Source organism: Mammaliicoccus sp. Q-M61 (genome assembly GCF_022386055.1).
GTDB classification, from domain to species: domain Bacteria; phylum Bacillota; class Bacilli; order Staphylococcales; family Staphylococcaceae; genus Mammaliicoccus; species Mammaliicoccus sciuri_A.
The window spans coordinates 236,910-262,717 of sequence record NZ_JAJNJL010000001.1 but is presented as its reverse complement, the minus strand read 5'-3'; the positions used below and the strand labels follow the sequence as shown (position 1 = coordinate 262,717).

At 32.9% G+C, this 25,808-nt stretch carries 26 protein-coding genes; 24 read left to right on the top strand and 2 right to left on the bottom strand.

The window, feature by feature from the left end; genetic code table 11:
- Positions 1-10 precede the first annotated feature (10 nt).
- The 5 genes from rpsP (at position 11) to rplS (ending at position 2,294) form a co-directional block, all read left to right on the top strand.
- Positions 11-286: a 30S ribosomal protein S16 gene (gene rpsP, locus LQ677_RS01235; protein WP_016910739.1), complete on the top strand. Its 276-nt coding sequence runs from the start codon at positions 11-13 to the stop codon at positions 284-286.
- Between the two features lie 13 nt (positions 287-299).
- Positions 300-527, top strand: coding sequence for a KH domain-containing protein (locus LQ677_RS01230; RefSeq protein ID WP_025905305.1), 228 nt, complete (start codon positions 300-302; stop codon positions 525-527).
- 65 nt (positions 528-592) lie between these two features.
- A complete protein-coding gene (gene rimM, locus LQ677_RS01225; RefSeq protein WP_204167744.1) occupies positions 593-1,093 on the top strand; it encodes a ribosome maturation factor RimM in 501 nt (166 codons plus the stop codon).
- Positions 1,093-1,815, top strand: a complete 723-nt coding sequence (gene trmD, locus LQ677_RS01220) for a tRNA (guanosine(37)-N1)-methyltransferase TrmD (RefSeq protein ID WP_103361332.1) — start codon at positions 1,093-1,095, stop codon at positions 1,813-1,815. The genes rimM and trmD overlap by 1 nt, the downstream gene beginning before the upstream one ends.
- A 128-nt stretch (positions 1,816-1,943) precedes the next feature.
- Entirely contained in the window at positions 1,944-2,294 is a 351-nt protein-coding gene (gene rplS, locus LQ677_RS01215) for a 50S ribosomal protein L19 (protein ID WP_025905308.1), read from the top strand.
- 143 nt (positions 2,295-2,437) lie between these two features.
- On the opposite strand, the gene LQ677_RS01210 is transcribed toward rplS, so the two are convergent.
- A complete protein-coding gene (locus LQ677_RS01210) occupies positions 2,438-5,038 on the bottom strand; it encodes a YfhO family protein (protein WP_239748027.1) in 2,601 nt (866 codons plus the stop codon).
- A gap of 18 nt (positions 5,039-5,056) precedes the next feature.
- Positions 5,057-5,986, bottom strand: coding sequence for a glycosyltransferase family 2 protein (locus tag LQ677_RS01205; protein WP_239748026.1), 930 nt, complete (start codon positions 5,984-5,986; stop codon positions 5,057-5,059).
- Positions 5,987-6,058: 72 nt separating this feature from the next.
- On the opposite strand from LQ677_RS01205, the gene ylqF reads away from it, so the two are divergent.
- The 19 genes from ylqF to LQ677_RS01110 all read left to right on the top strand — a co-directional run bounded on the left by ylqF (position 6,059) and on the right by LQ677_RS01110 (position 25,806).
- The gene (gene ylqF / locus LQ677_RS01200) at positions 6,059-6,943 is read left to right on the top strand and encodes a ribosome biogenesis GTPase YlqF (RefSeq protein WP_239748025.1); all 885 of its coding nucleotides are present in this window, start codon (positions 6,059-6,061) and stop codon (positions 6,941-6,943) included.
- Complete coding sequence (locus LQ677_RS01195) at positions 6,924-7,700, top strand: ribonuclease HII (RefSeq protein WP_159315114.1); 777 nt, start codon at positions 6,924-6,926, stop codon at positions 7,698-7,700. Before ylqF ends, LQ677_RS01195 begins: the two co-directional genes overlap by 20 nt.
- Before the next feature lie 104 nt (positions 7,701-7,804).
- Entirely contained in the window at positions 7,805-8,971 is a 1,167-nt protein-coding gene (gene sucC / locus LQ677_RS01190; RefSeq protein WP_025905313.1) for an ADP-forming succinate--CoA ligase subunit beta, read from the top strand.
- Between the two features lie 17 nt (positions 8,972-8,988).
- Positions 8,989-9,897: a succinate--CoA ligase subunit alpha gene (gene sucD, locus LQ677_RS01185; RefSeq protein WP_025905314.1), complete on the top strand. Its 909-nt coding sequence runs from the start codon at positions 8,989-8,991 to the stop codon at positions 9,895-9,897.
- Between the two features lie 176 nt (positions 9,898-10,073).
- A complete protein-coding gene (locus LQ677_RS01180; protein ID WP_239748024.1) occupies positions 10,074-10,973 on the top strand; it encodes a nuclease-related domain-containing protein in 900 nt (299 codons plus the stop codon).
- Between the two features lie 452 nt (positions 10,974-11,425).
- Positions 11,426-12,316, top strand: coding sequence for a DNA-processing protein DprA (gene dprA / locus LQ677_RS01175; RefSeq protein WP_204252935.1), 891 nt, complete (start codon positions 11,426-11,428; stop codon positions 12,314-12,316).
- 88 nt (positions 12,317-12,404) lie between these two features.
- Positions 12,405-14,477, top strand: a complete 2,073-nt coding sequence (gene topA / locus LQ677_RS01170) for a type I DNA topoisomerase (RefSeq protein WP_126476481.1) — start codon at positions 12,405-12,407, stop codon at positions 14,475-14,477.
- A 185-nt stretch (positions 14,478-14,662) separates the two neighbouring features.
- Positions 14,663-15,967, top strand: a complete 1,305-nt coding sequence (gene trmFO, locus LQ677_RS01165; RefSeq protein WP_025905318.1) for an FADH(2)-oxidizing methylenetetrahydrofolate--tRNA-(uracil(54)-C(5))-methyltransferase TrmFO — start codon at positions 14,663-14,665, stop codon at positions 15,965-15,967.
- Positions 15,968-16,029: 62 nt separating this feature from the next.
- Positions 16,030-16,911, top strand: coding sequence for a tyrosine recombinase XerC (gene xerC / locus LQ677_RS01160; RefSeq protein ID WP_204167735.1), 882 nt, complete (start codon positions 16,030-16,032; stop codon positions 16,909-16,911).
- Between the two features lie 13 nt (positions 16,912-16,924).
- Positions 16,925-17,467, top strand: a complete 543-nt coding sequence (gene hslV, locus LQ677_RS01155) for an ATP-dependent protease subunit HslV (RefSeq protein ID WP_037560086.1) — start codon at positions 16,925-16,927, stop codon at positions 17,465-17,467.
- Between the two features lie 37 nt (positions 17,468-17,504).
- Positions 17,505-18,887 carry an ATP-dependent protease ATPase subunit HslU gene (gene hslU, locus LQ677_RS01150; protein ID WP_048542780.1) on the top strand — a complete coding sequence of 461 codons (1,383 nt, stop codon included), beginning with the start codon at positions 17,505-17,507 and terminating at the stop codon, positions 18,885-18,887.
- Positions 18,888-18,905: 18 nt separating this feature from the next.
- Positions 18,906-19,679: a GTP-sensing pleiotropic transcriptional regulator CodY gene (gene codY / locus LQ677_RS01145; protein WP_025905322.1), complete on the top strand. Its 774-nt coding sequence runs from the start codon at positions 18,906-18,908 to the stop codon at positions 19,677-19,679.
- A gap of 157 nt (positions 19,680-19,836) precedes the next feature.
- Positions 19,837-20,613, top strand: a complete 777-nt coding sequence (rpsB, locus tag LQ677_RS01140; RefSeq protein WP_025905323.1) for a 30S ribosomal protein S2 — start codon at positions 19,837-19,839, stop codon at positions 20,611-20,613.
- 93 nt (positions 20,614-20,706) lie between these two features.
- A complete protein-coding gene (gene tsf / locus LQ677_RS01135; protein WP_239748103.1) occupies positions 20,707-21,594 on the top strand; it encodes a translation elongation factor Ts in 888 nt (295 codons plus the stop codon).
- Positions 21,595-21,678: 84 nt separating this feature from the next.
- Complete coding sequence (gene pyrH / locus LQ677_RS01130; protein WP_025905325.1) at positions 21,679-22,401, top strand: UMP kinase; 723 nt, start codon at positions 21,679-21,681, stop codon at positions 22,399-22,401.
- Positions 22,402-22,418: 17 nt separating this feature from the next.
- Positions 22,419-22,973, top strand: coding sequence for a ribosome recycling factor (gene frr, locus LQ677_RS01125; protein ID WP_037587780.1), 555 nt, complete (start codon positions 22,419-22,421; stop codon positions 22,971-22,973).
- A gap of 140 nt (positions 22,974-23,113) precedes the next feature.
- Entirely contained in the window at positions 23,114-23,866 is a 753-nt protein-coding gene (locus LQ677_RS01120; RefSeq protein ID WP_025905327.1) for an undecaprenyl pyrophosphate synthase, read from the top strand.
- A gap of 11 nt (positions 23,867-23,877) precedes the next feature.
- On the top strand, positions 23,878-24,660 hold the full coding sequence (locus LQ677_RS01115; protein ID WP_037587782.1) for a phosphatidate cytidylyltransferase: 783 nt from the start codon (positions 23,878-23,880) through the stop codon (positions 24,658-24,660).
- Positions 24,661-24,675: 15 nt separating this feature from the next.
- Positions 24,676-25,806, top strand: a complete 1,131-nt coding sequence (locus LQ677_RS01110) for a 1-deoxy-D-xylulose-5-phosphate reductoisomerase (RefSeq protein ID WP_204255126.1) — start codon at positions 24,676-24,678, stop codon at positions 25,804-25,806.
- Positions 25,807-25,808: the final 2 nt, after the last annotated feature.

Here is a 25,808-nt window from a genome sequence, read left to right as displayed (position 1 = left end):
TTTTTTAAACATGGCAGTTAAAATTCGTTTAACACGTAAAGGGTCAAAAAGAAACCCATTTTATCGTATAGTAGTAGCAGATGCACGTTCTCCACGTGATGGTCGTATTATCGAACCAATCGGTACTTACAATCCAGTTGCTAAACCAGAAGCAGAAATCAAAGTTGACGAAGAGTTAGCTTTAAAATGGTTAGCTGATGGTGCAAAACCTACTGATACAGTTCGTGATATCTTATCAACTCAAGGTATCATGGAGAAATTCCATAATTCTAAACTTTCTAAGTAAAGCGTAGATTATATTGGAAAAATTAATACAAACAATTATAGTACCGCTCGTAGATTATCCGGAGAACATCAATATATCTAAAGATGAACAAGATTCTAGCATTACGTTCAATATAGACGTTCATGAAGAAGACATTGGCAGAATTATTGGTAAGAAGGGCAGAATGATTAAAGCAATTCGTACAATTGTGTCTGGTTCAATGAACGAGCAAGGCAAGAAAGTGTTTGTAGAAGTTAATTAAGAGTACCTAATTGGTGCTCTTTTTTATGTTAATAATGAAAGAAACAGTTGAGGAGGCACAGCTCAATGAATGTTGAAATAGGCAAAATTGTTAATACACATGGTATTAAAGGTGAAGTGAAAGTATTATCAGATTCTGACTTTACCGATGAACGATTTCAAAAAGGTCAACTTATTACAGTTAAGAAAAAAAATGAATCATTTTCATTTACTATAGCATCACATAGAATTCATAAGAATTTTCATCTATTAACGTTTGAAGGTATTTATAACATTAATGATATCGAACATTTAAAAGGTTCTAAAATTTATCAAGAACAATCAAATGAAGCGATTGAACTTGAAGAGAATGAATACTATTATTCAGATATTATTGGTTGTACAGTATTTGTTGAAGAAGAAGCGTTAGGTAGAGTAATTGAAATTATGGAAACAGGTGCGAACGATGTATGGGTCGTTAAGGGAGATAAAGAATATTTAATTCCTTATATTGAAGATGTTGTTAAACATGTTGATGTTGATCTGAAGACTATTAAAATTGAACCATTAGAAGGTTTATTAGACTGATGAAGATTGATTACTTAACACTGTTTCCAGAAATGTATGAAGGTGTACTCAATCATTCCATAATGAAACGAGCACAAGATAAAGAAATTGTTCAATTTAATACAGTGAATTTTAGAGATTTTGCGAATAATAAACATTCACAAGTTGATGATTATCCTTATGGTGGCGGACAAGGTATGGTCCTTAAACCAGAACCTGTATTCAATGCGCTTCAATCATTAGATAAAGATGAAAATACGCGCGTGATTTTAATGTGTCCACAAGGTGAGCCATTCACACAAGCAAAAGCGGAGTCATTATCAGAAAGTGATCATATTATTTTTATTTGTGGTCATTATGAAGGCTATGATGAGCGTATTAGAGAACATTGTGTAACGGATGAAATTTCAATTGGGGACTTTGTATTAACAGGTGGAGAACTTGCGAGCATGACAATGACAGATGCAATCGTAAGACTAATACCAGGTGTTCTCGGTAATCAAGTATCACATGAAGATGATTCATTTTCATCTGGATTACTTGAACATCCTCAGTACACAAGACCAGCAGATTATGAAGGCTTAAAAGTACCAGATGTATTATTATCTGGGAATCATGCCAACATTGAAAAATGGAGACATGAACAATCATTGTTAAGAACACAACAGAGAAGACCAGATTTGTTAGATAGTTATCCATTAACAGAAGCGGATAAACGTTTCTTAAATGATAATAAAAAATAGATTGAATCAACTTGTGCAATGTGATATATTAATATAAGTGTGTGAGCACAAATTCACTATGATCCGCTGCTAGCATTTATATGAAACAATTACATTGGGCAAGAACATAGTCAGAAGGAGAGAATATAATGAGTAATAATAAGTTAATCGAAGCAGTAACAAAAGACCAATTACGTACGGATATTCCAACATTCCGTGCTGGTGACACTTTAACTGTACACGTACGTATCGTTGAAGGTAGCCGCGAACGTATCCAAGTGTTCGAAGGTGTAGTTATTAAACGTCGTGGTGGCGGAATTTCTGAAACGTTTACAGTTCGTAAAATTTCTTACGGTGTTGGTGTTGAGCGTACATTCCCTGTACACACTCCAAAAATCGAGAAAATCGAAGTTAAACGTCGCGGTAAAGTACGTCGTGCGAAACTTTACTACTTACGTAGCCTACGTGGTAAAGCTGCTCGTATTAAAGAAATTAGATAATATAAACCTTGGCATTGCTTGCTAAGCGTTTAAGTGATTGGGACATATATCCTGACACAAAATAAATAAGCATATCACTGAACTGATTACTCAGTTGCTGGTGATATGCTTATTTTTTATTTACTAAAATGAGTCGAGTATATTTAAGTTTGCTGCTTCGAATTCACTTTTCTTGTGAAGACAATACTTAAAATAATTGAAACAATTGAAACCAAGATCATCGTTTTAAAATAGGGTGGTTGATATGTGATTTCTATATCTTTGTCTTGTTGATCTACATTTATACCTGTCATAATGTGATTGACTTTATGAATGGCTTTGTCTTTACCGTCTACTTTAGCTTTTAAGCCTTCTCTATACGGTATATTGATGACTGCAGTTCCTTTTTTATGTTCTTTTAAAGATATATTAATTTTCCCATTTGTTTCATGGTAAGTATAACGTTTCTCTTTATGAGCTTGCTTTAATGTTTGATAATTTTCACCATATAAACCTTGTAACTCTAATTTATATTTTCCATTCGTCAATGAGATGAATATTTTACCATCTTTAGGTACTGGAACACGATAAAGTAAATCATCTTGATTCATGCGATATTTTGAATCTTGGAAGAGACGATTATTTGGATAATCATTTACTTGAATCGTAAAGTTTGATTGCGGTAATTCACGTTCTAAATGTAACATCAAATATAAATCTTGATATTGATTCGTTAACTTTTTAGGTAGTTGAATCGTTAAACCATCTCCATTTCGAGGCACGGTCAACATGTCATCTTTATAATCGGCATCACGCGTTGTAATGGTCGTTTGATTTAATAGATTCGGTGCTTTGTTTATTTCTGTATTAACTTTATCTTTATCTGTTGTAACAACACCTTTAATCATGGCGTGTTCAAGATCTAATGGATTATCAATATCATGGGCATCATAATATTGATCGGTTACTTTAACTGCAGGTAATGGTTGCTCGTTTTCTAATATTTGATATTTGCCATCGTCTTGAATTAATTTAAAGTTTGCTGGCGATGATTTCTGATACGATTTCTTCATTATATATTTTGTTGACCAAAGGCTGTATAAGTTTGATCGATTTTGCATATCGCTATAACGACTTAACGATTCATTCTGTAGATTAACTTTTGCATCTTCAAACAGATATTGATTTAAACCGCCATCAAAAATACTCGAGTATAAACTAAGACCTTTAAAATGTTGATACATAGGTGTGTTGTCTTGTGTTAATACACGCCATCCTAATCTTTCATCAGGATTCAATTGTTGATTTAAATGTGATACATGACTTCGTTGTAAGCCACTATCAAACGTACTTGCTTGAATAAAGAATTTATTCGCACGTCTTTCATGATCATCGTGATAGATTTGGTTCTTACTATGATCTTTTGAGACTACGAAAGAAGTTAACAATATCAAAGCCGCAAATACAAGTGTTAATAAACGTGTAAAACGCTTTATGGTTAATACGAGTAATCCTATTATAAATAGAATAGGTACCATCCATATCCAACTGACATAATCTTTAGTTATATAATAACTTGAAAAGATAACAACAAAACCAGGTATGGCCGTGATGATATATTGCTTGATACTGATCGATTTAAAGTAATATACGTAACTTGCAATTAAACCACTAGAAAAGAATGTTAATAAATAATGCCATCTTTTTTGTGGTGCAGAAAAGCCGTTAAAAATACTATCTACATAAGGTAAGAAACTCGCAATCATTAAAATAATCGTGAAAATACTAAATAATCTATAATAATAATGTTTGTAAAGCTTTATTGTTAAAAGCGCCTGAATGGCTATAAAAAGTACAACAATTAAATAATTGTCATAGAATATATTGTCATGTTTATTGAAGTTAGACAGTAATGGAATCGTTCCATTATAAATTGCACGATTATTCCCAATGAAACTATGAGCAGAGTGGAAGAAAATAAATAAACTACTTCCAAGTCCAAGTATACTTGCTACTACAAGTAGTTTAAGTTGTTGCATTCTTGGTACAATATCAGCCTTATGTTGAAAAATAAATCGATAGAAAAAGTAAATGAGTCCTGTTAAAAATTGATAGTATGCAAAATAAAAGTTATTGATAAACGTTAAGGCAACGATTAAGATAAACATGCCTATTTTTTTATCTTTTAAAAATCTTTCAATACTGAATAATAATAATGGTAATAGCATAAAGACATCACTAAAGAATGGCCAATATACAGTAAACCTAAAATAAATAGGAGAAACTGCAAATAGAAAAGTAGCAACTATTGAAGCAGTTCGATTTAAGCCAATCTTCTTAACATATAAATAGGTAAAACTCATAATTAAAAATGATTTTACGATTGATATGACAATGGCATTCTGAGCCCAAAATAACATATGGTCCGTATTAAAATGAAAGATAAATGAGCCTAACCAAACAAAAATAACATTTATGATGAACAAAATATTCGTAGAGAAGTAATAGGACAAATCCATAAACATATCTCCACCAAGACCGAAATCAGTTGAATAGAAAAATGTTCCATGTGTCCAATGTTCATATAAATACATTTGAATTGGTAACATTTGTTCGATACCATCATTTGGACCAGTAAAAATAATACCATCTTTAAAATAGCGATATAGTATATAACTATGCCCTAAAATGGCTAAGACACCGAAAAGTAAAATGTATTTGAAAATAGCGTTGTTATTCAAAAATGTTTTTAATTTATTTATCATTTGATTCACCTATATGTGTTATTCGTGAGATTTAAGGTTTGTTTGTTGAATAATATATTTTGGTCTATCTTTTGTTTCATAATAAATACGACCAATGTATTCACCTATAACACCTAAACTAAATAATTGAAGACCACCTAAGAATAAAATGGCAGAAATAATTGTGAAATAACCAGGTTCTTCGATGCCATGTATCATAATATTTATAAATGTGATTAAAATATATAGAAGACAGATAAACATTGTAATACCACCAAAATAAAAGCATAGTCGAAGCGGTTTATTATTAAAACTAACGATACCATCAATTGCGTAATCGATTAATTTAAAGTTGGAATATTTAGAACGTCCTTGATTTCTATCTAGATGATCATATGTAATAGTTGTCTTATTAAAACCAACCCATTCAAATATACCTTTAGAGAAGCGATTGTACTCTGTCATTTTAATGATAGACTCAACAACTTCTTTAGATATTAAGCGAAAGTCACCTTCACCGCTTTTTAATTTAACATCAATCATATTTCTAGATAATTTGTAGAAAATTTTAGCTGGAATTCTTTTTAAAAATGACTCTTTGTCGCGGTTGCGTAATGCGACGACTTGTTGATAGCCTTCAAGGTGTAATTCGATCATTTGTGGGATTATCTCAGGTGGGTGTTGAAGGTCTGAATCCATAATAATAACAGCATCTCCTATACTGTGCTCAAGTCCACAATACATAGCAGATTCTTTGCCGAAATTTTTAGAGAAAGATATGTATTTAACATGTTCGTCTTTTTCTGATAGTGATTGAATTAAATTGAGTGAAGCATCTGTAGAACCATCATCAACAAAAATGATTACAAATTGATGTGGCAAATTTAAAAAGACGTTTGATACTTTTTCATGTAAAATAGAGATGTTAGTTTCCTCATTATAAAGAGGAACTATAATTGAAATAAACATAACAAACCTCCTATATAGATATGGTTAATATATCATATTTCGATAGTTTAAGATAAGAAAGGATAAATATAAATGACAATTCAATGGTTTCCAGGTCATATGGCCAAAGCGAGACGCGAAGTAACAGAACAATTAAAAATGGTAGATGTGGTATTCGAATTAGTCGATGCACGTATTCCGCTATCTTCAAGAAATCCAATGATTGATGACATTGTTAAACAAAAACCTCGTGTTGTAATACTTAATAAAAAAGACATGTCAAAACAAAGTGAGACAGATAAATGGACGCAATATTTTAAAAATCAAGGCTTTTTCCCAGTTCAAATTGATTCGAAACATGGTAAGCATTTAGGTGAGCTTATGAAAGCTGCACAAGCTGCCACTAAAGAAAAATTTGATAGAGAAAAACGTAAAGGTCTTCGTCCGAGAGCAATCAGAGCTATGATAGTTGGTATTCCGAATGTAGGTAAATCCACACTTATCAATAAATTAGCCAAAAAATCAATTGCTAAAACAGGTAATACACCGGGTGTGACGAAAAAACAACAATGGATTAAAGTAGGAAAAGAATTAGAATTGTTAGATACACCAGGGATTTTATGGCCGAAATTTGAAGACCAAACGATTGGTAAAAAGTTGAGTTTAACAGGGGCAATTAAAGATAGTATTGTACATTTAGATGAAGTTGCGATATATGGATTAAACTTTTTAATTTATCATGATCCAGAAAAATTAAAGCAATTCTATCAAATTGAATTACCTGAAGATGGTGACGTCATTGGTTTGTTCGATCAAATAGGTAAAAGAAGAGGCATGTTAAAACGTGGTAATGAAGTAGATTATGAGTCTGTTACTGAGTTGATTATTAGAGATTTACGTAATGCTAAAATTGGTCATTACTGCTTCGATATATATGAAGAAATGAAGGATGGCATGCATGAAACAGAAGAGCATTAAAGAAATTGTTGAAGAGATTAATCAATATTTAACGATTCAAGAAGTTAAAGCATCGCCTTATAATGAAGATGAACGTAAAGGTGTCCAAAGTGCTTTAAGTAAGCGAATCAAGCAGTTAGAAAAAATAGAACAACTTCACCATAAATATATTCAAATGAATCAATATGAAAAACAAGTATTAGACTCAAACAAAGATGCTGTTATTTGTGGAATTGATGAAGTAGGGAGAGGTCCACTTGCAGGCCCAGTCGTAGCAAGTGCGGTCATTCTTGAACAAGACCATCAATATTTAGGCATTACAGATTCGAAAGCTTTATCGCAAGCTAAACGTTCTTATTTCGAACAAGAAATATATAATCGTGCACGTGCAGTAGGTATTGGCATTGCAACTGTTGAAGAAATTGATGAACTCAATATATATGAAGCAACAAAGGTAGCGATGCAACGAGCGATAGATCAATTGTCAGTTAAACCAGACCACTTATTAATAGATGCGATGAAGCTAGATAATGGCATTCCACAAACATCTATTATAAAGGGAGACTTAAATAGTGTTTCTATAGCAGCAGCAAGTGTAATTGCTAAAGAATATCGTGATAAGTTAATGTCTCAATATCATACAGAGTATCCTGGATATGATTTTGATAAAAACAAAGGTTACGGCACAAAAACACATTTAGAAGGGCTCGAAAATTATGGTATTACACCTATACACCGTAAAACTTTCGAACCTATCAAATCAAAAGTGAAATATTAGTCTAACAATTCGTAAAATTGGACTCTCCTTGTTTACAATAACGCTTACATTTTCTATAATTGAGAAGTAAGCAAACATTATTGTATGTATTAGGAGGATGGAGAATGAATATCCATGAGTATCAAGGTAAAGAGATTTTTCGCTCTATGGGCGTAGCTGTACCTAATGGTTCAGTGGCTTTTTCACCTGCTGAAGCAGTAGAAAAAGCGAAAGAATTAGATTCAAATGTATATGTTGTTAAAGCGCAAATCCATGCTGGTGGACGTGGTAAAGCTGGTGGCGTTAAAATTGCTAAATCAATTGATGAAGTACGTGAATATGCTAAAGAATTATTAGGCAAAGTACTTGTTACACATCAAACTGGCCCTGAAGGTAAAGAAGTAAAACGTCTTCTTATCGAAGAAGGATGCGATATTCAAAAAGAATATTACATTGGGTTCGTTATCGATAGAGCTACAGACAGAATTACTTTAATGGCTTCAGAAGAAGGCGGAACTGAAATTGAAGAAGTTGCAGCAGCAACACCTGAAAAAATCTTCAAAGAAGTGATTGATCCTGTTACTGGATTAATGCCTTACCAAGCTAGAAGAATAGCATTTAATATTAACATCCCTAAAGAATCAGTTAACAAAGCTGTTAAATTAATGATGTCTTTATATAATGTGTTTGTAGAAAAAGACTGCTCAATTGTTGAAATTAACCCACTTGTTACAACAGGTAGTGGTGAAGTATTAGCACTTGATGCAAAAGTAAACTTCGATGATAATGCGTTATTTAGACATAAAGATATCGTTGAAATGCGTGATTTAGAAGAAGAAGATGAAAAAGAAATCGAAGCTTCTAAATACGACTTATCTTATATCGCACTAGATGGAAACATTGGTTGTATGGTAAACGGAGCTGGCTTAGCTATGGCTACGATGGATACAATTAATCACTTTGGCGGTAATCCGGCTAACTTCCTTGACGTTGGGGGCGGCGCAACAAAAGAAAAAGTTACTGAAGCATTCAAAATCATCTTAGGTGATTCACAAGTTGAAGGTATCTTTGTAAATATCTTTGGTGGAATCATGAAATGTGATGTCATTGCTGAAGGTATCGTAGCTGCTGCTAAAGAAGTTGAATTAGATATGCCTTTAGTTGTAAGACTTGAAGGTACTAATGTTGAACAAGGTAAACAAATCTTAAAAGAATCTGGTTTAGCAATCGAGCCAGCATCTATCATGGCTGATGGTGCTCAAAAAATTGTTAAATTAGTTCAAGAACGATAAGAAAGGCGGAGAGTTACGTGAGTGTATACATCGATAAAAATACAAAAGTATTAGTTCAAGGTATTACGGGTGCAACAGCACTTTTCCATACTAAACAAATGCTAGAATATGGTACTCAAATCGTTGCTGGGGTAACACCTGGTAAAGGTGGGCAAGTGGTTGAAGGTGTACCAGTATTTAACACTATAGAAGAAGCAGTCGCTGAAACTGGTGCAACTGTTTCAGTAATATATGTACCAGCTCCATTTGCGGCTGATGCAATTATTGAAAGTGCAGATGCTGAATTAGACTTAGCTATTTGTATCACAGAACATATTCCTGTTATTGATATGATTAAAGTTAAGAGATACTTAGAAGGTAAGAAGACACGCTTAGTAGGACCAAACTGTCCTGGTGTGATCACTGCAGATGAATGTAAAATTGGTATTATGCCTGGTTACATCCATAAAAAAGGTCACGTAGGTGTAGTTTCACGTTCAGGTACATTAACATATGAAGCGGTTCATCAATTAACTCAAGCTGGTATCGGTCAAACGACAGCTGTTGGTATTGGTGGAGACCCAGTTAATGGTACAGACTTCATTGATGTATTAAAAGCATTTAATGAAGACGACGAAACATATGCAGTTGTTATGATTGGTGAAATCGGTGGTACTGCTGAAGAAGAAGCAGCTGAATGGATTAAAGCTAACATGACAAAACCAGTAGTTGGATTCATTGGTGGTCAAACAGCACCTCCAGGAAAACGTATGGGTCACGCTGGTGCAATTATTTCAGGCGGTAAAGGTACTGCATCTGAAAAAATCAAAACTTTAAATGACTGTGGTATTGATACAGCAGATACACCATCTGTTATCGCTGAAACACTTATAAACCGTATTAAAAAAGAAGACGGTTTATACGAAAAATGTCTAACAGTTAAATAATAACCATATATAAGTACAGTGTCTTTCTACAATAGAAAAGCACTGTGCTTATTTGGTGTTTTAATTTATATATCCCACTAATGAACTGAATTTTAGTTTGTTAGTGGTTTTTTTGTAGACAATATTAAATGCATAAACTATAATATATGTAAAATATTAACAAACAGGAGTGAGGCATGAATCACAACTATGAAACAGCATATGTAAATGCACTAACATCAAGATTAAATGAAGACAGTCATGATTTTGAAATCATGAATAAATTTAAAGGTTATGAAGGCGAACAACTAGTAGAAAATCTACTAAAGCGACAACATCAAATTGTGTTTAGCCATAATCTTGAATTTGTATCTTCAAATGCAGTACAAATAGATTTTTTAATCATACATAACAATCAAATAAGTATATTAGAAGTTAAACACTACTATGGTGATTTCGAAATCTATGACAGCTATATAAAGAGTTCTTATAATAAACGTTACACATCACCATTTGTACAATTATACAAAGCTAAAAATACCCTCCAATCAATACTTCAAGAAATCAATCTAAACCTACCAATAAATCACTTTTTAGTATTTTCAAATCCCACATTTACACTAAGAAACCACATACCAAACCGCTCGCAAGTACTATTGCGCTCTGAATTTTATAAATTTCCAAAACTATTTCAATCTCAACAAATTGAAAAAGATAGACAAATACTTCAGCGAATTATAGCTAAGCAGCAAATATTTTCTCATAGATTTAAACCAGTCGAAAGAGTCGCTTTTAATAAGATAACTAAAGGTATAAAATGTCCAGAATGTAAAAAGTTACATACTATTATAATTGAAGAAAAGAAGAAGATTATACCTTGTAAAAAATGTTTGAAAAATTTTAGAAGAGTGGAAATTTACTATATCAACATAATGGAACTAGGCATAATAAAAGGAAAAGAAGGATTTACAATACCAGAAGCAGTTGAATGGTGTGAGGCGAATAATGTTCAAACTGTAAAAAGAATATGCAATCAACATTTTAAGAGTAAAGGTCAAAGGTATAAGACGTATTATTTAGAAGAATTTAGTAGGTGATGCGGCGCTAACGATCAAGACTGAAAAACAAGATCGTTAGAAATTCTAACGCTCAAGAAAGTAAAACAAGATCATTAGCCGTTAAAAAAATTAAAAAAAGAGGAGTGAGCCCCGCGCTAACGATCAAGACTAAAAAACAAGATCGTTAGAAATTCTAACGCTCAAGAAAGTAAAACAAGATCGTTAGCCGTTAAAAAAATTAAAAAAAGAGGAGTAACCCCCGCGCTAACGATCAAGACTGAGAAACAAGATCGTTAGAAATTCTAACGTTCAAGAAAGCAAAACAAGATCGTTAGCCGTTAAAAAATTTAAAAAAAGAGGGTTAACCCCTGCGCTAACGATCAAGACTGAGAAACAAGATCGTTAGAAATTCTAACGTCCAAGAAACCAAAACAAGATCGTTAGCCATCCACCCAAAACAAAAAAATCTACATTATAAGAGGTGTACATTTATGAATGATTATCAAGAAACAATTTTGAAATTAATTTACAGTGGTTTTACGACTAATCAAATTCACAAGATGATTCGTTATGATCCTGAGTTAAATTTTCTTTCATATAGAACTGCGTTTATTGATTTTGTATATAAAAGTGGTTTTAAAGAGAGAACAATATTAACGATGTATCACAAATATAATGATAGTCATATAGATAAAATACGTTCTTCATTAAAGAAAAGAAATATTCAAATGGTGTTTTCTGATGAGGATTGTTATCCAACTTTATTGAAGGAAATTTATGATTATCCGCTTGTACTTTTTGGAATGGGTAATATGTCGTTATTGCAAAATAAACAAAAATTGGCTATAGTCGGTTCAAGGAAGGCTACTCAATATTCAGAACAAATTTGTGATGCTATCGTGCCAGGACTGGTTAAGTCGCATATTACAATTGTTTCTGGAATGGCCATGGGAGCAGATTATTTTGCACATTTAAAAGCGATAGAGTATAGTGGTCAAACTATAGGTGTTGCTGCATTTGGTTTAGATTACCATTATCCTAAAGCGACACAATATATAAGTGAACTGATGCGTAAAGATCATCTTGTTATATCTGAGTATTATCCAACAACGAAAGTTCAAAAATGGCGTTTCCCAGAAAGAAATCGTATTATTAGTGGATTGTCACAAGGTGTATTAGTAACTGAAGCAAATGAACGTAGTGGTTCTTTAATCACGATAGACTTGGCATTGGAACAAAATAGAAATGTATATTGTTGCCCAGGCACGATTTTTCAATCTTTAAGTAAAGGTGGCAATAATAGAATAAAAGAAGGTGCCAAGCTCGTACAAAATGCTCAAGATATCATTGAGGATTATTGTATATTTACTGAACAAAAATAAATTTTATAAAATGTTTTAATTGACAAAGCTGAATTTATCAGTTTATCATTTACATTTGTAATCAATAGAATAGCAAGGGGGACTTACTTTGGCAGAAAATCTTGTCATCGTTGAATCGCCCGCAAAAGCAAAAACCATTGAAAAATATTTAGGAAAAAAATATAAAGTCGTTGCATCTATGGGGCATGTTAGAGATTTACCTCGTAGTCAAATGGGCGTAGATGTTGAAAATAATTATGAACCTAGATATATTACGATTCGCGGCAAAGGGCCAGTTGTAAAAGATTTAAAACGCTATGCAAAAAAAGCAAAAAACGTTTATCTCGCAAGTGACCCCGATCGTGAAGGTGAAGCAATTGCGTGGCATTTAGCACATATATTAGATATAGATGAAAATAAAAAATCAAGAGTCGTATTTAACGAAATTACAAAAGATGCAGTAAAAGATAGTTTTAAGCATCCTAGAGAAATTGAACATGAGTTAGTTGATGCACAACAAGCAAGACGTGTACTAGATAGACTTGTTGGGTATAACATTTCTCCAGTGTTATGGAAAAAAGTTAAAAAAGGTTTGTCAGCAGGTCGAGTACAATCTGTTGCATTAAGACTCGTTATAGATCGTGAAAACGAAATTAATAATTTTAATCCAGAAGAATACTGGACTATTGAAGGTTTATTTAAACATAAAACTAAAACATTTAGTGCGAAGTTTTTACATGAGAAAAGTAAACCCGTTAAATTAAAAAATGAAAAAGACGTACAAAAAATTACAACACAATTAGATGGGGATAAATTTGAAGTTACGCAAGTTACTAAGAAAGAAAAATTAAGATATCCTGCGAAATCATTTACAACTTCATCTTTACAACAAGAAGCATCTCGTAAGTTGAATTTTAAAGCTAGAAAAACAATGATGTTAGCACAACAATTATACGAAGGTATAGATTTGAAAAAACAAGGTACTGTTGGTTTGATTACGTATATGAGAACGGACTCAACACGTATAGCTGATAGTGCTCAAGCTGAAGCAGCATCATTTATTGAAAAAGAGTACGGTAAAGAGTATTTATCTAAAACAAAAGCAGCAAAAGGTAAACAAGGCGCACAAGATGCCCATGAAGCAGTTAGACCGACAAGTGTGGAACGTACACCAGATCAGATGAAAACATTCTTATCTAGAGATCAATATCGATTATATAAATTGATTTGGGAACGTTTTATGGCAAGTCAAATGGCACCTGCTATTGCTGATACAGTTGCAGCAGATATTACTCAAGGCGATTTGAAATTCAGAGCAAATGGTCAAACAATCAAATTTAAAGGTTTCATGAAAGTATACGTTGAAGCTAAAGATGATACTGATGAAGAAAAAGAAGGTAAATTACCACCGTTAGAAAAAGGTGATATCGTTACGGCTGAGAAAATCGATCCAAAACAACATTTCACTCAACCACCACCACGATACACTGAAGCACGATTGGTTAAAACTTTAGAAGAATTAAAAATCGGTAGACCTTCAACTTATGCACCTACAATCGATACGATTCAAAAAAGAAACTACGTAAAATTAGACCAGAAAAGATTTGTGCCTACAGAGTTAGGAGAAATCGTACATGAGTCAGTTAAAGAATACTTCCCTGAAATTATCGATGTTGACTTTACAGTTAATATGGAAACATTGCTAGATAAAGTAGCAGATGGTGAAATTGAGTGGAAGAAAGTCATAGATATGTTCTATGAAAACTTTAAAATCGATGTAGCAAGAGCAGAAGAAGAAATGGAGAAAATTGAAATCAAAGATGAACCAGCTGGTGAGGATTGCGAATTATGTGGTTCACCAATGGTTTATAAAATGGGCCGATACGGTAAGTTTATGGCTTGTTCAAATTTCCCAGATTGTAGAAATACGAAAGCAATCATTAAAACGATTGGCGTTAAATGTCCTAAATGTAAAGAGGGCGAAGTTGTCGAACGTAAATCTAAAAAGAATAGAGTATTCTATGGTTGTTCAAGATACCCAGAATGTGATTATACATCATGGGATAAACCTTTAGATCGTTCATGTCCTAAATGTGAAACAGTACTTGTTGAACGTAAAAAAGGAAAATCAGCTCAAGTTATATGTCCAAACTGTGATTATAAAGAGCAAGAACAAAAATAGTTATAATACAGTGCAAAAAGTTATTTTAATGATAACTTTTTGCACTTGTTTTTTGATTTAATGTTTTAATAGTAAAACGTCACTAATTTTTAAAATTTATCATCACTTTATCATTTGATTAAATTCAGATTTGTTATACAATTCAATATGGAATAAAAAATTCGAAAATCAAGGAGGCATAAATAATGACTTCAATAAATGTTATCGGTGCTGGATTAGCAGGTTCAGAAGCGGCATATCAAATTGCCAAGAGAGGATTCAATGTTAATCTATATGAAATGAGACCGGTAAAACAAACACCAGCGCATCATACAGATAAATTTGCAGAACTTGTATGTTCTAATTCTTTAAGAGGTAATCAGTTAACAAATGCTGTCGGTGTCTTAAAAGAAGAAATGAGACAATTAGATTCATTAATTATAAAAGCAGCAGATAATGCGCGTGTACCAGCGGGAGGTGCACTTGCTGTCGATCGACATGATTTTGCGGGATACATTACAGATACGCTTAAGAATCATCCGAATATTACTGTAAAAAATGAAGAAATAACTGAGATTCCTGATGGACCAACAATTATTGCAACAGGTCCTTTAACGACAGAAAGTTTAACGAAACAAATTATGAATATTACAGGTGAAGAACAACTGTACTTCTATGATGCAGCTGCACCAATTATTGAAAAAGAGTCTATTAACATGGATAAAGTATATTTGAAATCACGCTATGACAAAGGTGATGCAGCATACTTGAATTGTCCAATGACTGAAGAAGAATTCAATACTTTTTATGATGCACTTATAAATGCTGAAGTTGTACCTTTAAAAGAATTCGAAAAAGAAATTTATTTTGAAGGTTGTATGCCATTTGAAGTAATGGCTGAACGTGGTAAGAAAACTTTATTATTTGGTCCTATGAAGCCTGTAGGTTTAGAAGATCCTAAAACTGGTAAAAGACCATATGCAGTTGTTCAATTACGACAAGATGACGCAGCTGGAACGTTATATAATATTGTAGGTTTCCAAACACATCTAAAATGGGGCGCGCAAAAAGAAGTTATTTCGCTAATTCCTGGATTAGAAAATGTCGATATCGTACGTTACGGCGTGATGCATCGAAATACATTTATTAATTCACCAAACGCGCTTAAAGAAACGTATCAATTAAAATCAAGAGAAGATTTATTCTTTGCTGGTCAAATGACTGGTGTAGAAGGATATGTTGAAAGTGCAGCGAGTGGACTGATTGCAGGAATTAATGCGAGTAAACTCGTTTCAGGACTTGACCCAATCGTTTTCCCTCGAGAAACAGTAATCGGAAGTATGGCTTATTACATTACACATGCGAATAATAATAAGAACTTCCAACCGATGAATGCGAACTTTGGTTTATTACCTACATTAGAAAAACGTATTAAAGATAAGAAAGAAAGATATGAAACACTTGCAAATCGTGCATTAAAACATTTAGATTCATTTAAAGTAATGCTTTAGTAAATTATTTTAAGATTTTTTAGAATTGTGATACAATTCAGATAAAATGGGAGGAATGAGTTATGGTACATACAATTGAACAACAGTTTGTTGATATGTTAACTTATGAAAAACATTTTTCCACCCATACTTTAAATGCATATCAACTTGATTTGAATGAATTTAATGATTTTTTACAGTCAGAACATTTATCTTTAGAATCATTTGAATATAAAGATGCAAGGAGATACCTTGCGTTTTTGTATGATAAAGGACATAAAAGGACGAGTGTTTCGCGTAAAATTTCTACATTAAGATCTTTATATCAATATTGGATGAGTGTTGATAGCGAAATTCAGAATCCATTTATTCAACTTGTACATCCAAAAAAAGAACATCATTTACCAAGCTTTTTCTATGAAGAAGAAATGGAAAAGCTATTTAAAACACTTGATGATGGTAAAAAAACGAATATAAGAGATCGCGTCATTCTTGAGTTGCTTTATGCGACAGGTATTCGAGTGTCAGAATTAGTTCATATTCAAATGAGTGATATTGATTTGAATTATGCATTTGTCAAAGTGCTAGGTAAAGGGAATAAAGAACGTATCGTTCCATTTGGAGAGTATTGTCAAAGTGCAATCGTTGACTATATTGAACAATTTAGAAGTCAGATGCATTTAGATCATGATTTATTGATAGTAAACATGAGAGGTAAACCTATAACTGAACGTGGTGTAAGATATGCACTCAACGAAATCGTAAAGAGAACGCAAGGTGTGTATCATATTCATCCTCATAAATTAAGGCATACTTTTGCAACACATTTGCTAAATCAAGGAGCCGATATGAGAAGTGTTCAAAGTTTACTGGGACATGAAAGTTTATCAACGACAAGTCAATATACACATGTTACAAAAGATCAATTAAGAAAAGTATACTTATCAGCACATCCACGTGCGTAAAGGAGATTTGATAATGAGTTCTTCATTACATGCTACAACTATATTTGCAATAAGACATAATGGTCATTCTGCAATGGCAGGTGACGGTCAAGTTACATTAGGTGAGCAAGTCATCATGAAACAAACAGCAAGAAAAGTTAGAAGATTATATCATGATAAAGTTGTTGCTGGTTTCGCTGGCAGCGTTGCAGACGCATTTACTTTATTCGAAAAATTTGAAGTTAAATTACAAGAATATAGCGGTAATTTAACGCGAGCTGCAGTTGAGCTTGCTCAAGAATGGCGTGGAGATAAAATGTTACGTCAACTTGAAGCGATGCTCATTGTTATGAATGAGACGGATTTATTAGTCGTAAGTGGTACTGGAGAAGTGATTGAGCCAGATGATGGTATCATTGCTATTGGTTCTGGTGGTAATTACGCTTTAAGTGCTGGTAGAGCGCTTAAGTCATATGCACCTCATTTATCGGCTAAAGAAATTGCAGAAGCTTCACTTAATACGGCTGCAGATATTTGTGTGTTTACAAACCATGAAATAAAAGTTGAAGAAATATAATTGGAGGGGTTTAAGGTTGTCACAAAATCAATTAAAAATGACACCGCATGATATCGTTGATCGATTAAATGATCATATCATTGGTCAACAAGATGCTAAACGTAAAGTAGCAATTGCTCTAAGAAATCGCTATAGACGAAGTTTATTAGATGAACAACTTAGAAACGAAATCATACCTAAAAACATTCTCATGATAGGTCCTACAGGTGTAGGTAAGACTGAAATAGCTAGAAGAATGGCTAGATTAGTAGGTGCACCATTTGTAAAAGTAGAAGCTACTAAATTTACTGAAGTAGGTTATGTAGGTAGAGATGTTGAAAGTATGATACGTGACCTTGTTGAAGTGGGTCGTCGACTTGTTAAAGAAGAAAAGAAAAAAGGCGTACTTGATGAGGCAACTCAAAAAGCTAATGAAAAATTAGTGAAATTGCTTGTGCCAAGCATGAAGAAAAAAGCACAAAGTAATAGTAATAATCCGTTAGAGTCATTGTTTGGTGGACAATTCCCGAACTTCAATCAACAAGAAGAAGTCGAAGAAACACCAACTGAAGAGATAAAAACAAAACGTGAAGATATTAAAAAACAATTATTAAACGGTGAACTTGAAGAAGAAATCGTTAAAATAAAAGTAGAACAAGAACAACAAACACTTGGCATGATGGGTATGGAAAATAACCCTCAAATGCAAGATATGCTTAGCCAAATGATGCCTAAGAAAAAAGTTGAAAGAAACTTGCCAGTTAAATCAGCACGAAAAATTTTAACAGATGAGATTGCGAATGAATTGATTGATCAAGAGTCAGTTAACGAAGAAGCAATTCAATTAACTGAACAAATGGGCATGGTATTCATCGATGAAATCGATAAAATTGCTGTGAGCAACAGTAACGGTGGACAAGATGTATCTCGACAAGGTGTACAAAGAGATATATTACCAATTGTTGAAGGTAGTGTCGTTCAAACGAAATATGGTTCAATTAATACTGAGCACATTTTATTTATTGGTGCAGGTGCATTCCATATGTCTAAACCAAGTGATTTAATACCTGAGTTACAAGGTAGATTTCCAATTCGTGTTGAATTAGATAGTTTAACTACTGAAGATTTCGTTAAAATATTAAAAGAACCGAAACAATCGCTTCTTGATCAATACAAAGCATTGTTGGAAACTGAGATGGTGACAATCAACTTTACAGATGAAGCCATTAATCGTTTAGCTGAAATTGCTTTTCAAGTTAACCAAGAGACAGATAATATCGGTGCAAGAAGACTGCATACTATACTTGAAAAAATGCTAGAAGATCTTTCTTTCGAAGCTTCAAATATGCCAAATGCAGTTGTAGATATAACACCTGAATATGTTAATCAAAAATTAGAATCTATTGCGACAAATAAAGATTTAAGCGCGTTTATTCTATAAAAAAGGAGAAAAAATTAAATGAGTTTATTATCAAAGACAAGAGAATTAAATACGTTATTACAAAAGCATAAAGGTATTGCTGTAGACTTTAAAGATATGGCTAAAACTATCAGTGATGTAACAGTGACAAACGTATTCATCGTATCAAGAAGAGGTAAAATTTTAGGTTCAAGTTTAAATGAATTATTAAGCAATGAACGTATTATCAAAATGTTAGAAGACAGACATATTCCTAAAGAATATACTGATCAATTAATGCATGTAGAACAAACGAAATCAAATATCGGTATTGAAGAAGTATTAACTGTATTCCCACCAGAAAATAAAGAATTATTCGTTGATAGTCAAACAACAATTTTCCCAATCCTTGGTGGTGGTGAACGTTTAGGTACATTAGTAGTTGGACGTGTATCTCAAGATTTCAATGACAACGATTTAGTACTTGGTGAATATGCAGCTACTGTTATTGGTATGGAAATATTAAGAGAAAAACATAATGAAATTGAACAAGAAGCTAGAGATAAAGCAGCAATCAATATGGCAATTAATTCACTTTCATATTCAGAAAGAGAAGCGATTGAACATATCTTTGAAGAACTTGGTGCACCTGAAGGTTTATTAGTTGCTTCTAAAGTTGCTGATAGAGTAGGTATTACAAGATCAGTTATCGTCAATGCATTAAGAAAATTAGAAAGTGCTGGCGTAATTGAATCTCGTTCTTTAGGTATGAAGGGTACATTCATTAGAATTAAAAAAGAAAAATTCTTAGATGAGTTAGGATTATCTAAATAAAATACTTGATGAACAGAATAAGATATGATATATTTGAAAACGGCTATAAAAGCCAAATTCACACATAATCACAAAAATTATGGATTGGTGCAACTTAACTAAGTTGTTTCTATAATAAGTGTTTATGGCGGAATAAAACCAATTAGGAGGAATTATCATGGCAGTTATCTCAATGAAACAATTGCTTGAAGCAGGTGTTCACTTCGGTCACCAAACACGCCGTTGGAACCCAAAAATGAAAAAATACATTTTCACAGAAAGAAACGGTATCTACATTATCGATTTACAAAAAACAGTTAAAAAAGTTGACGAAGCATACAACTTTATTAAATCTGTTTCTGAAGAAGGCGGTAAAGTATTATTCGTAGGTACTAAAAAACAAGCACAAGAGTCAGTTAAAGAAGAAGCTGAACGTGCTGGACACTACTACATTAACCAAAGATGGTTAGGTGGTATCTTAACTAACTATAAAACAATCTCTAAACGTGTAAAACGTATTTCTGAAATTGAAAAAATGGAAGAAGACGGTACGTTTGATGTATTACCTAAAAAAGAAGTTGTAGAACTTAAAAAAGAATATAACCGTTTAATCAAATTCTTAGGCGGTATTCGTGATATGAAATCAATGCCTCAAGCATTATTCGTAGTAGACCCTCGTAAAGAGCGTAATGCGATTGCTGAAGCACGTAAATTAAACATTCCAATCGTTGGTATTGTTGATACAAACTGTGACCCAGATGAAATCGACTATGTTATCCCTGCGAACGATGATGCTATTCGTGCTGTTAAATTGTTAACTGGTAAAATGGCTGATGCTATTTTAGAAGGTCAACAAGGCGTTTCAAATGAAGATGTTGCTGAAGAGCAAAACATCGACTTAAACGAAACAGAACAAGCACCTGAAGAAGAATCAACTGAAACTACTGAAGCATAATTTCAAAAAGGTGATAAGGTTCTATAACTTATCACCTTTTTTTAGAAAGATTTAAGATAAACAATATATTATTTAAATAAATGGAGGAATTAGATTATGGCTATTTCAGCTAAACTTGTTAAAGAACTACGTGAAAAAACTGGCGCAGGTATGATGGACTGTAAAAAAGCTTTAACAGAAACTGATGGTGACATCGATAAAGCGGTAGATTACTTACGTGAAAAAGGTATCGCTAAAGCTGCTAAGAAAGCAGACCGTATTGCTGCAGAAGGTACTACTTTTGTTGCATCTAAAGGTAACGATGCAGTAATTCTTGAATTAAACTCAGAAACTGACTTCGTTGCTCGTAACGATGGTTTCCAAAACTTAGTTAAAGAAATGGCTGATCATATTCTTGATGTTAAACCAGCTGACGTTGATGCATTAAACGCTTCAAAATTAGCTAGTGGTCAAACTGTTGAAGAAAAAATGAACGAAGCTATCTCTACTATTGGTGAAAAATTAACTTTACGTAGATTTACATTAAAAACAAAAACTGATAACGATTCATTCGGTGAGTACTTACACATGGGTGGACGTATTGGTGTATTAACTGTTGTTGAAGGTTCAACAAATGAAGAAGCAGCTAAAGACGTTGCTATGCACATCGCTGCATTAAACCCTAAATTTGTTTCTCGTGACCAAGTATCTGAAGAAGAATTAGCTCACGAAAAAGAAATTTTAAAACAACAAGCTTTAAATGAAGGTAAACCTGAAAATATCGTTGAAAAAATGGTTGAAGGTAGAATGCGTAAATATTTAGAAGAAATCTGTGCTGTTGACCAAGCATTCGTTAAAAATCCAGACCAAACTGTTGCTGAATTCTTAAAAACAGACGGTGGCGTGCTTGTAGATTTCGTTCGTTACGAAGTTGGGGAAGGTATCGAGAAACGTTCTGATAACTTTGCTGATGAAGTAAAAGGACAAATGAAAGGCAACTAAGATTGCTTTTTAGGAAGAAGACACGCTTTGTGTCTTCTTTCGTTATATATAAAGACCTAATTATAAGCATAGAGAGGGATCAAGATGACTAAGAATTCTAAATATAAACGCGTCGTATTAAAACTAAGTGGTGAAGCTTTAGCAGGAGATTCAGGCTTTGGCATTAACCCAGTCGTAATTAAAAGTATCGCTCAACAAGTGTCAGAAGTTGCTCAAATGGATTGCGAAGTTGCTGTAATCGTTGGTGGCGGAAACATTTGGAGAGGTAAAACTGGAAGCGATTTAGGTATGGATCGTGGAACAGCTGATTATATGGGCATGTTAGCCACTGTTATGAATGCTTTAGCATTACAAGATAGTTTAGAACAATTAGATTGTGATACTCGTGTATTAACTTCAATCGAAATGAAACAAGTTGCTGAACCATATATTAGAAGACGTGCGATTCGTCACTTAGAGAAAAAGAGAGTCGTTATATTTGCAGCGGGAATAGGGAATCCTTACTTCTCTACAGATACGACTGCAGCTTTAAGAGCAGCTGAAGTTGAGGCTGATGTTATCTTAATGGGTAAAAACAATGTTGATGGTGTTTATTCTGCTGACCCTAAAGTAGATCCTAAAGCAGAAAAATACGAAAGATTAACATATATTCAAATGTTACAAGAAGGATTACAAGTTATGGATTCAACTGCTTCATCATTCTGTATGGACAATGATATCCCACTTGTTGTATTCTCAATTATGGAAGAAGGAAATATTAAACGTGCTGTTCAAGGTGAAGAAATCGGTACGATTATTACAAAATAAACTTGAGGTGTAATTCCATGGCAGATGTTATTCAAGAAACGAAGTCAAAAATGAACAAAACTATTGAAAGTTTCAATAGAGATTTAGCTGGTATTAGAACTGGACATGCAAATGCGAATCTTTTAGAAAGAGTAAATGTTGAGTATTACGGTGTTCCAACACCTATTCAACAATTAGCAGGTATCTCAGTACCTGAAGCGCGTTTGTTAGTTGTTCAACCATATGACAAATCATCAGTTGATGATGTACTTAAAGCAATAAATGCTGCTAACTTAGGTGTTAATCCAACAAGTGATGGTACAGTTATTAGAATTTCAGTACCAGCATTAACTGAAGAACGCAGAAAAGAATTAGTAAAAGAAGCTAAAAAAGAAGCTGAAAATGCTAAAGTTGCAATTCGTAATGTTCGTCGTGATTCAAATGAAGATTTGAAGAAACAAGAAAAAAATGGCGAAATTACAGAAGATGATTTAAGAAATCAAACTGAAGAAGTTCAAAACATTACAAATGATTTCATCAAACAAATAGATGATTTAACGACTCAAAAAGAAAATGACATTTTGGAAGTTTAAAGATAAGAGCTGTACCAAATCAGACTTTGGTACGGTTTTTTCTTTATATATAACAGAATCACTCTTTTTGTGATAAAATGTATTACGATATGTTTAATTAATTTTACATATAAATTCGCGTTTGTTTGATGGAGGACGCTATGATAAAAAAGTTTATAAAGCAAAAACAACAAATAAATAATCAAGACAATGAATTATCGATACCTGAACATATAGCAATTATTATGGACGGAAATGGTAGATGGGCTAAAAATAGAAAAATGCCTCGTATAAAAGGACATTATGAAGGTATGCAAACGGTTAAGAAAATAACACGTAAAGCAAGTGATTTAGGTGTGAAATATTTGACTTTATATGCTTTTTCTACGGAAAATTGGTCGAGACCAGAAGATGAAGTGAAATATTTAATGAAATTACCGGTTGATTTTTTAAAGACTTTTCTACCTGAATTGATCGAAAAAAATGTTAAAGTCACAACGATTGGTTTTACCGAAGCTTTGCCTAAGCATACTAAAAATGCAATTGAAGAAGCTATCGAAAAAACGAAACATAATACAGGGCTAAATCTTGTGTTTGCGTTGAACTATGGTGGTAGAGCAGAAATTCTTAATGCTGTTAAAGAACTTTACCATGAAGTTGAAGAAGGCAATTTAACAATTGATGATCTATGTGAAGATAATATAAAGAAATATTTATTCACTTCAGATATTCCAGATCCAGAGTTGCTCATTCGTACATCAGGTGAAGAAAGATTAAGTAATTTTTTAATATGGCAATCATCTTATAGTGAATTTATATTTACTAAGACACTGTGGCCAGATTTTGATGAACAATCACTCATAGACTGTTTAAAAATTTATCAGTCGAGACAACGAAGATTTGGTGGGCTGTAAAGGAGATAAAAATGAAGACAAGAACAATATCGGCAATTGTTGCTATGGCTGTATTTCTTCCAGTCGTAATATATGGTGGATTACCCGTAATAGCGTTAGCGTATTTATTAGCGATTATTGCTTTAAAAGAAATTTTAAATATGAATAATTTATCAATTATTTCTATACCAGGTTTTTTGTCCACTGTTTCGCTATGTATAATATTATTGCCTCAAGAACTCATTAATAACGATATAAGTGTTCAACTTAGACTTCTAATCGTTATGAGTTTCTTAATGTTGAGTTATACAGTGATGTCTAAAAATAGATTTAATTTTATGGATGCCTCTTTCTGTGTCATGTCCGTTACATATATCGGAATAGGCTTTATGTATTTCTATGAGACAAGAGAACATGGCTTACAATTTATCTTATTCGCATTATTATTAGTGTGGTTAACTGATACAGGTGCATATATATTTGGTAGATTATTTGGTAAACATAAACTTTGGCCATTAATTAGTCCGAACAAAACGATTGAAGGATTTATTGGCGGCATTTTCTCAAGTTTAATCGTTGCAGTTATTTTTGGACAATATTTTGATATGGATGTATCATTATGGTTATTAATTCCATTAACGATGTTATTAAGTATGTTTGGACAATTAGGTGACTTAGTAGAATCAGGGCTTAAAAGACATTTCGGTGTGAAAGATTCAGGGAATATTATGCCAGGACATGGTGGTATATTAGATAGATTTGATAGCTTTATCTTTGTATTACCACTGTTAAATCTATTCCTATTTCAATTGTAAATTGGGGTGAAGTCTTTGAAAAATATAGCTATTTTAGGAGCTAGTGGTTCTGTTGGACAGCAAGCATTAGATGTTATAAGAGAACATGCATCACAATTTAATTTAGTTGCATTTTCAGTCGGTAAAAATATTGCTTATGCACAGAATATAATTGAAGAATTTCATCCAGAACTCATATCTGTTCAAAATGAAGAAGATATAGATAAACTTAAACATTTAAATATTGAAATTGTACATGGGGACGCAGGTTTATTAGCAGTTGCAACATACCATAATACCGATATTTTATTAAATTCAATTGTCGGTAGTATAGGTTTAAGACCTACTATCGCAGCTATAGAGGCTGGTATAGATATAGGACTAGCGAATAAAGAAACTTTAGTTGCAGCGGGTGAACTTGTGATGTCAAAAGCTAGAGAACATAATGTTAACATTCTACCTGTAGATTCAGAACACTCAGCGATATTTCAATGTTTAAATGGTGAGAAGAAAGAACAGGTTAATAAATTAATCATAACTGCGAGTGGTGGATCATTTCGTGATTTAACACGAGCAGAATTAAAGTCTGTAACACGTGATGAAGCGCTCAACCATCCTAACTGGTCTATGGGGCAAAAGATTACGATAGATTCTGCGACAATGATGAATAAAGGTTTAGAAGTCATTGAAGCAAAATGGTTATTTGATTTAGATATTGATCAAATTGAAACTGTCTTACATAAAGAGAGTATTATTCATTCTATGGTTGAATTTAAGGATACGAGTGTGATTGCACAATTGGGTACACCAGATATGAGAACACCCATTCAATATGCATTTACATATCCAGAAAGATATACAAGAGATGCAGAAAAATTAAATTTAGCTCAAATTGGACAGTTGAATTTTAAAGAAATGGATTTCGATCGCTTTAAATGTATACAGTATGCTTATGAAGCCATTAAAATAGGTGGTACAATGCCCGTTGTTTTAAATGCTGTAAATGAAGTAGCTGTAAATAAGTTCTTAAACAATGAAATAACATTTTTGGAAATTGAAGACATGATTGGGGAAGCAATGAAAAACCATGAAGTTATTGAGCATCCAGATTTAGAAACGATTCTAAAAATTGATGCTACATATAAATCTAAGGATTACGGGGTGTAGGC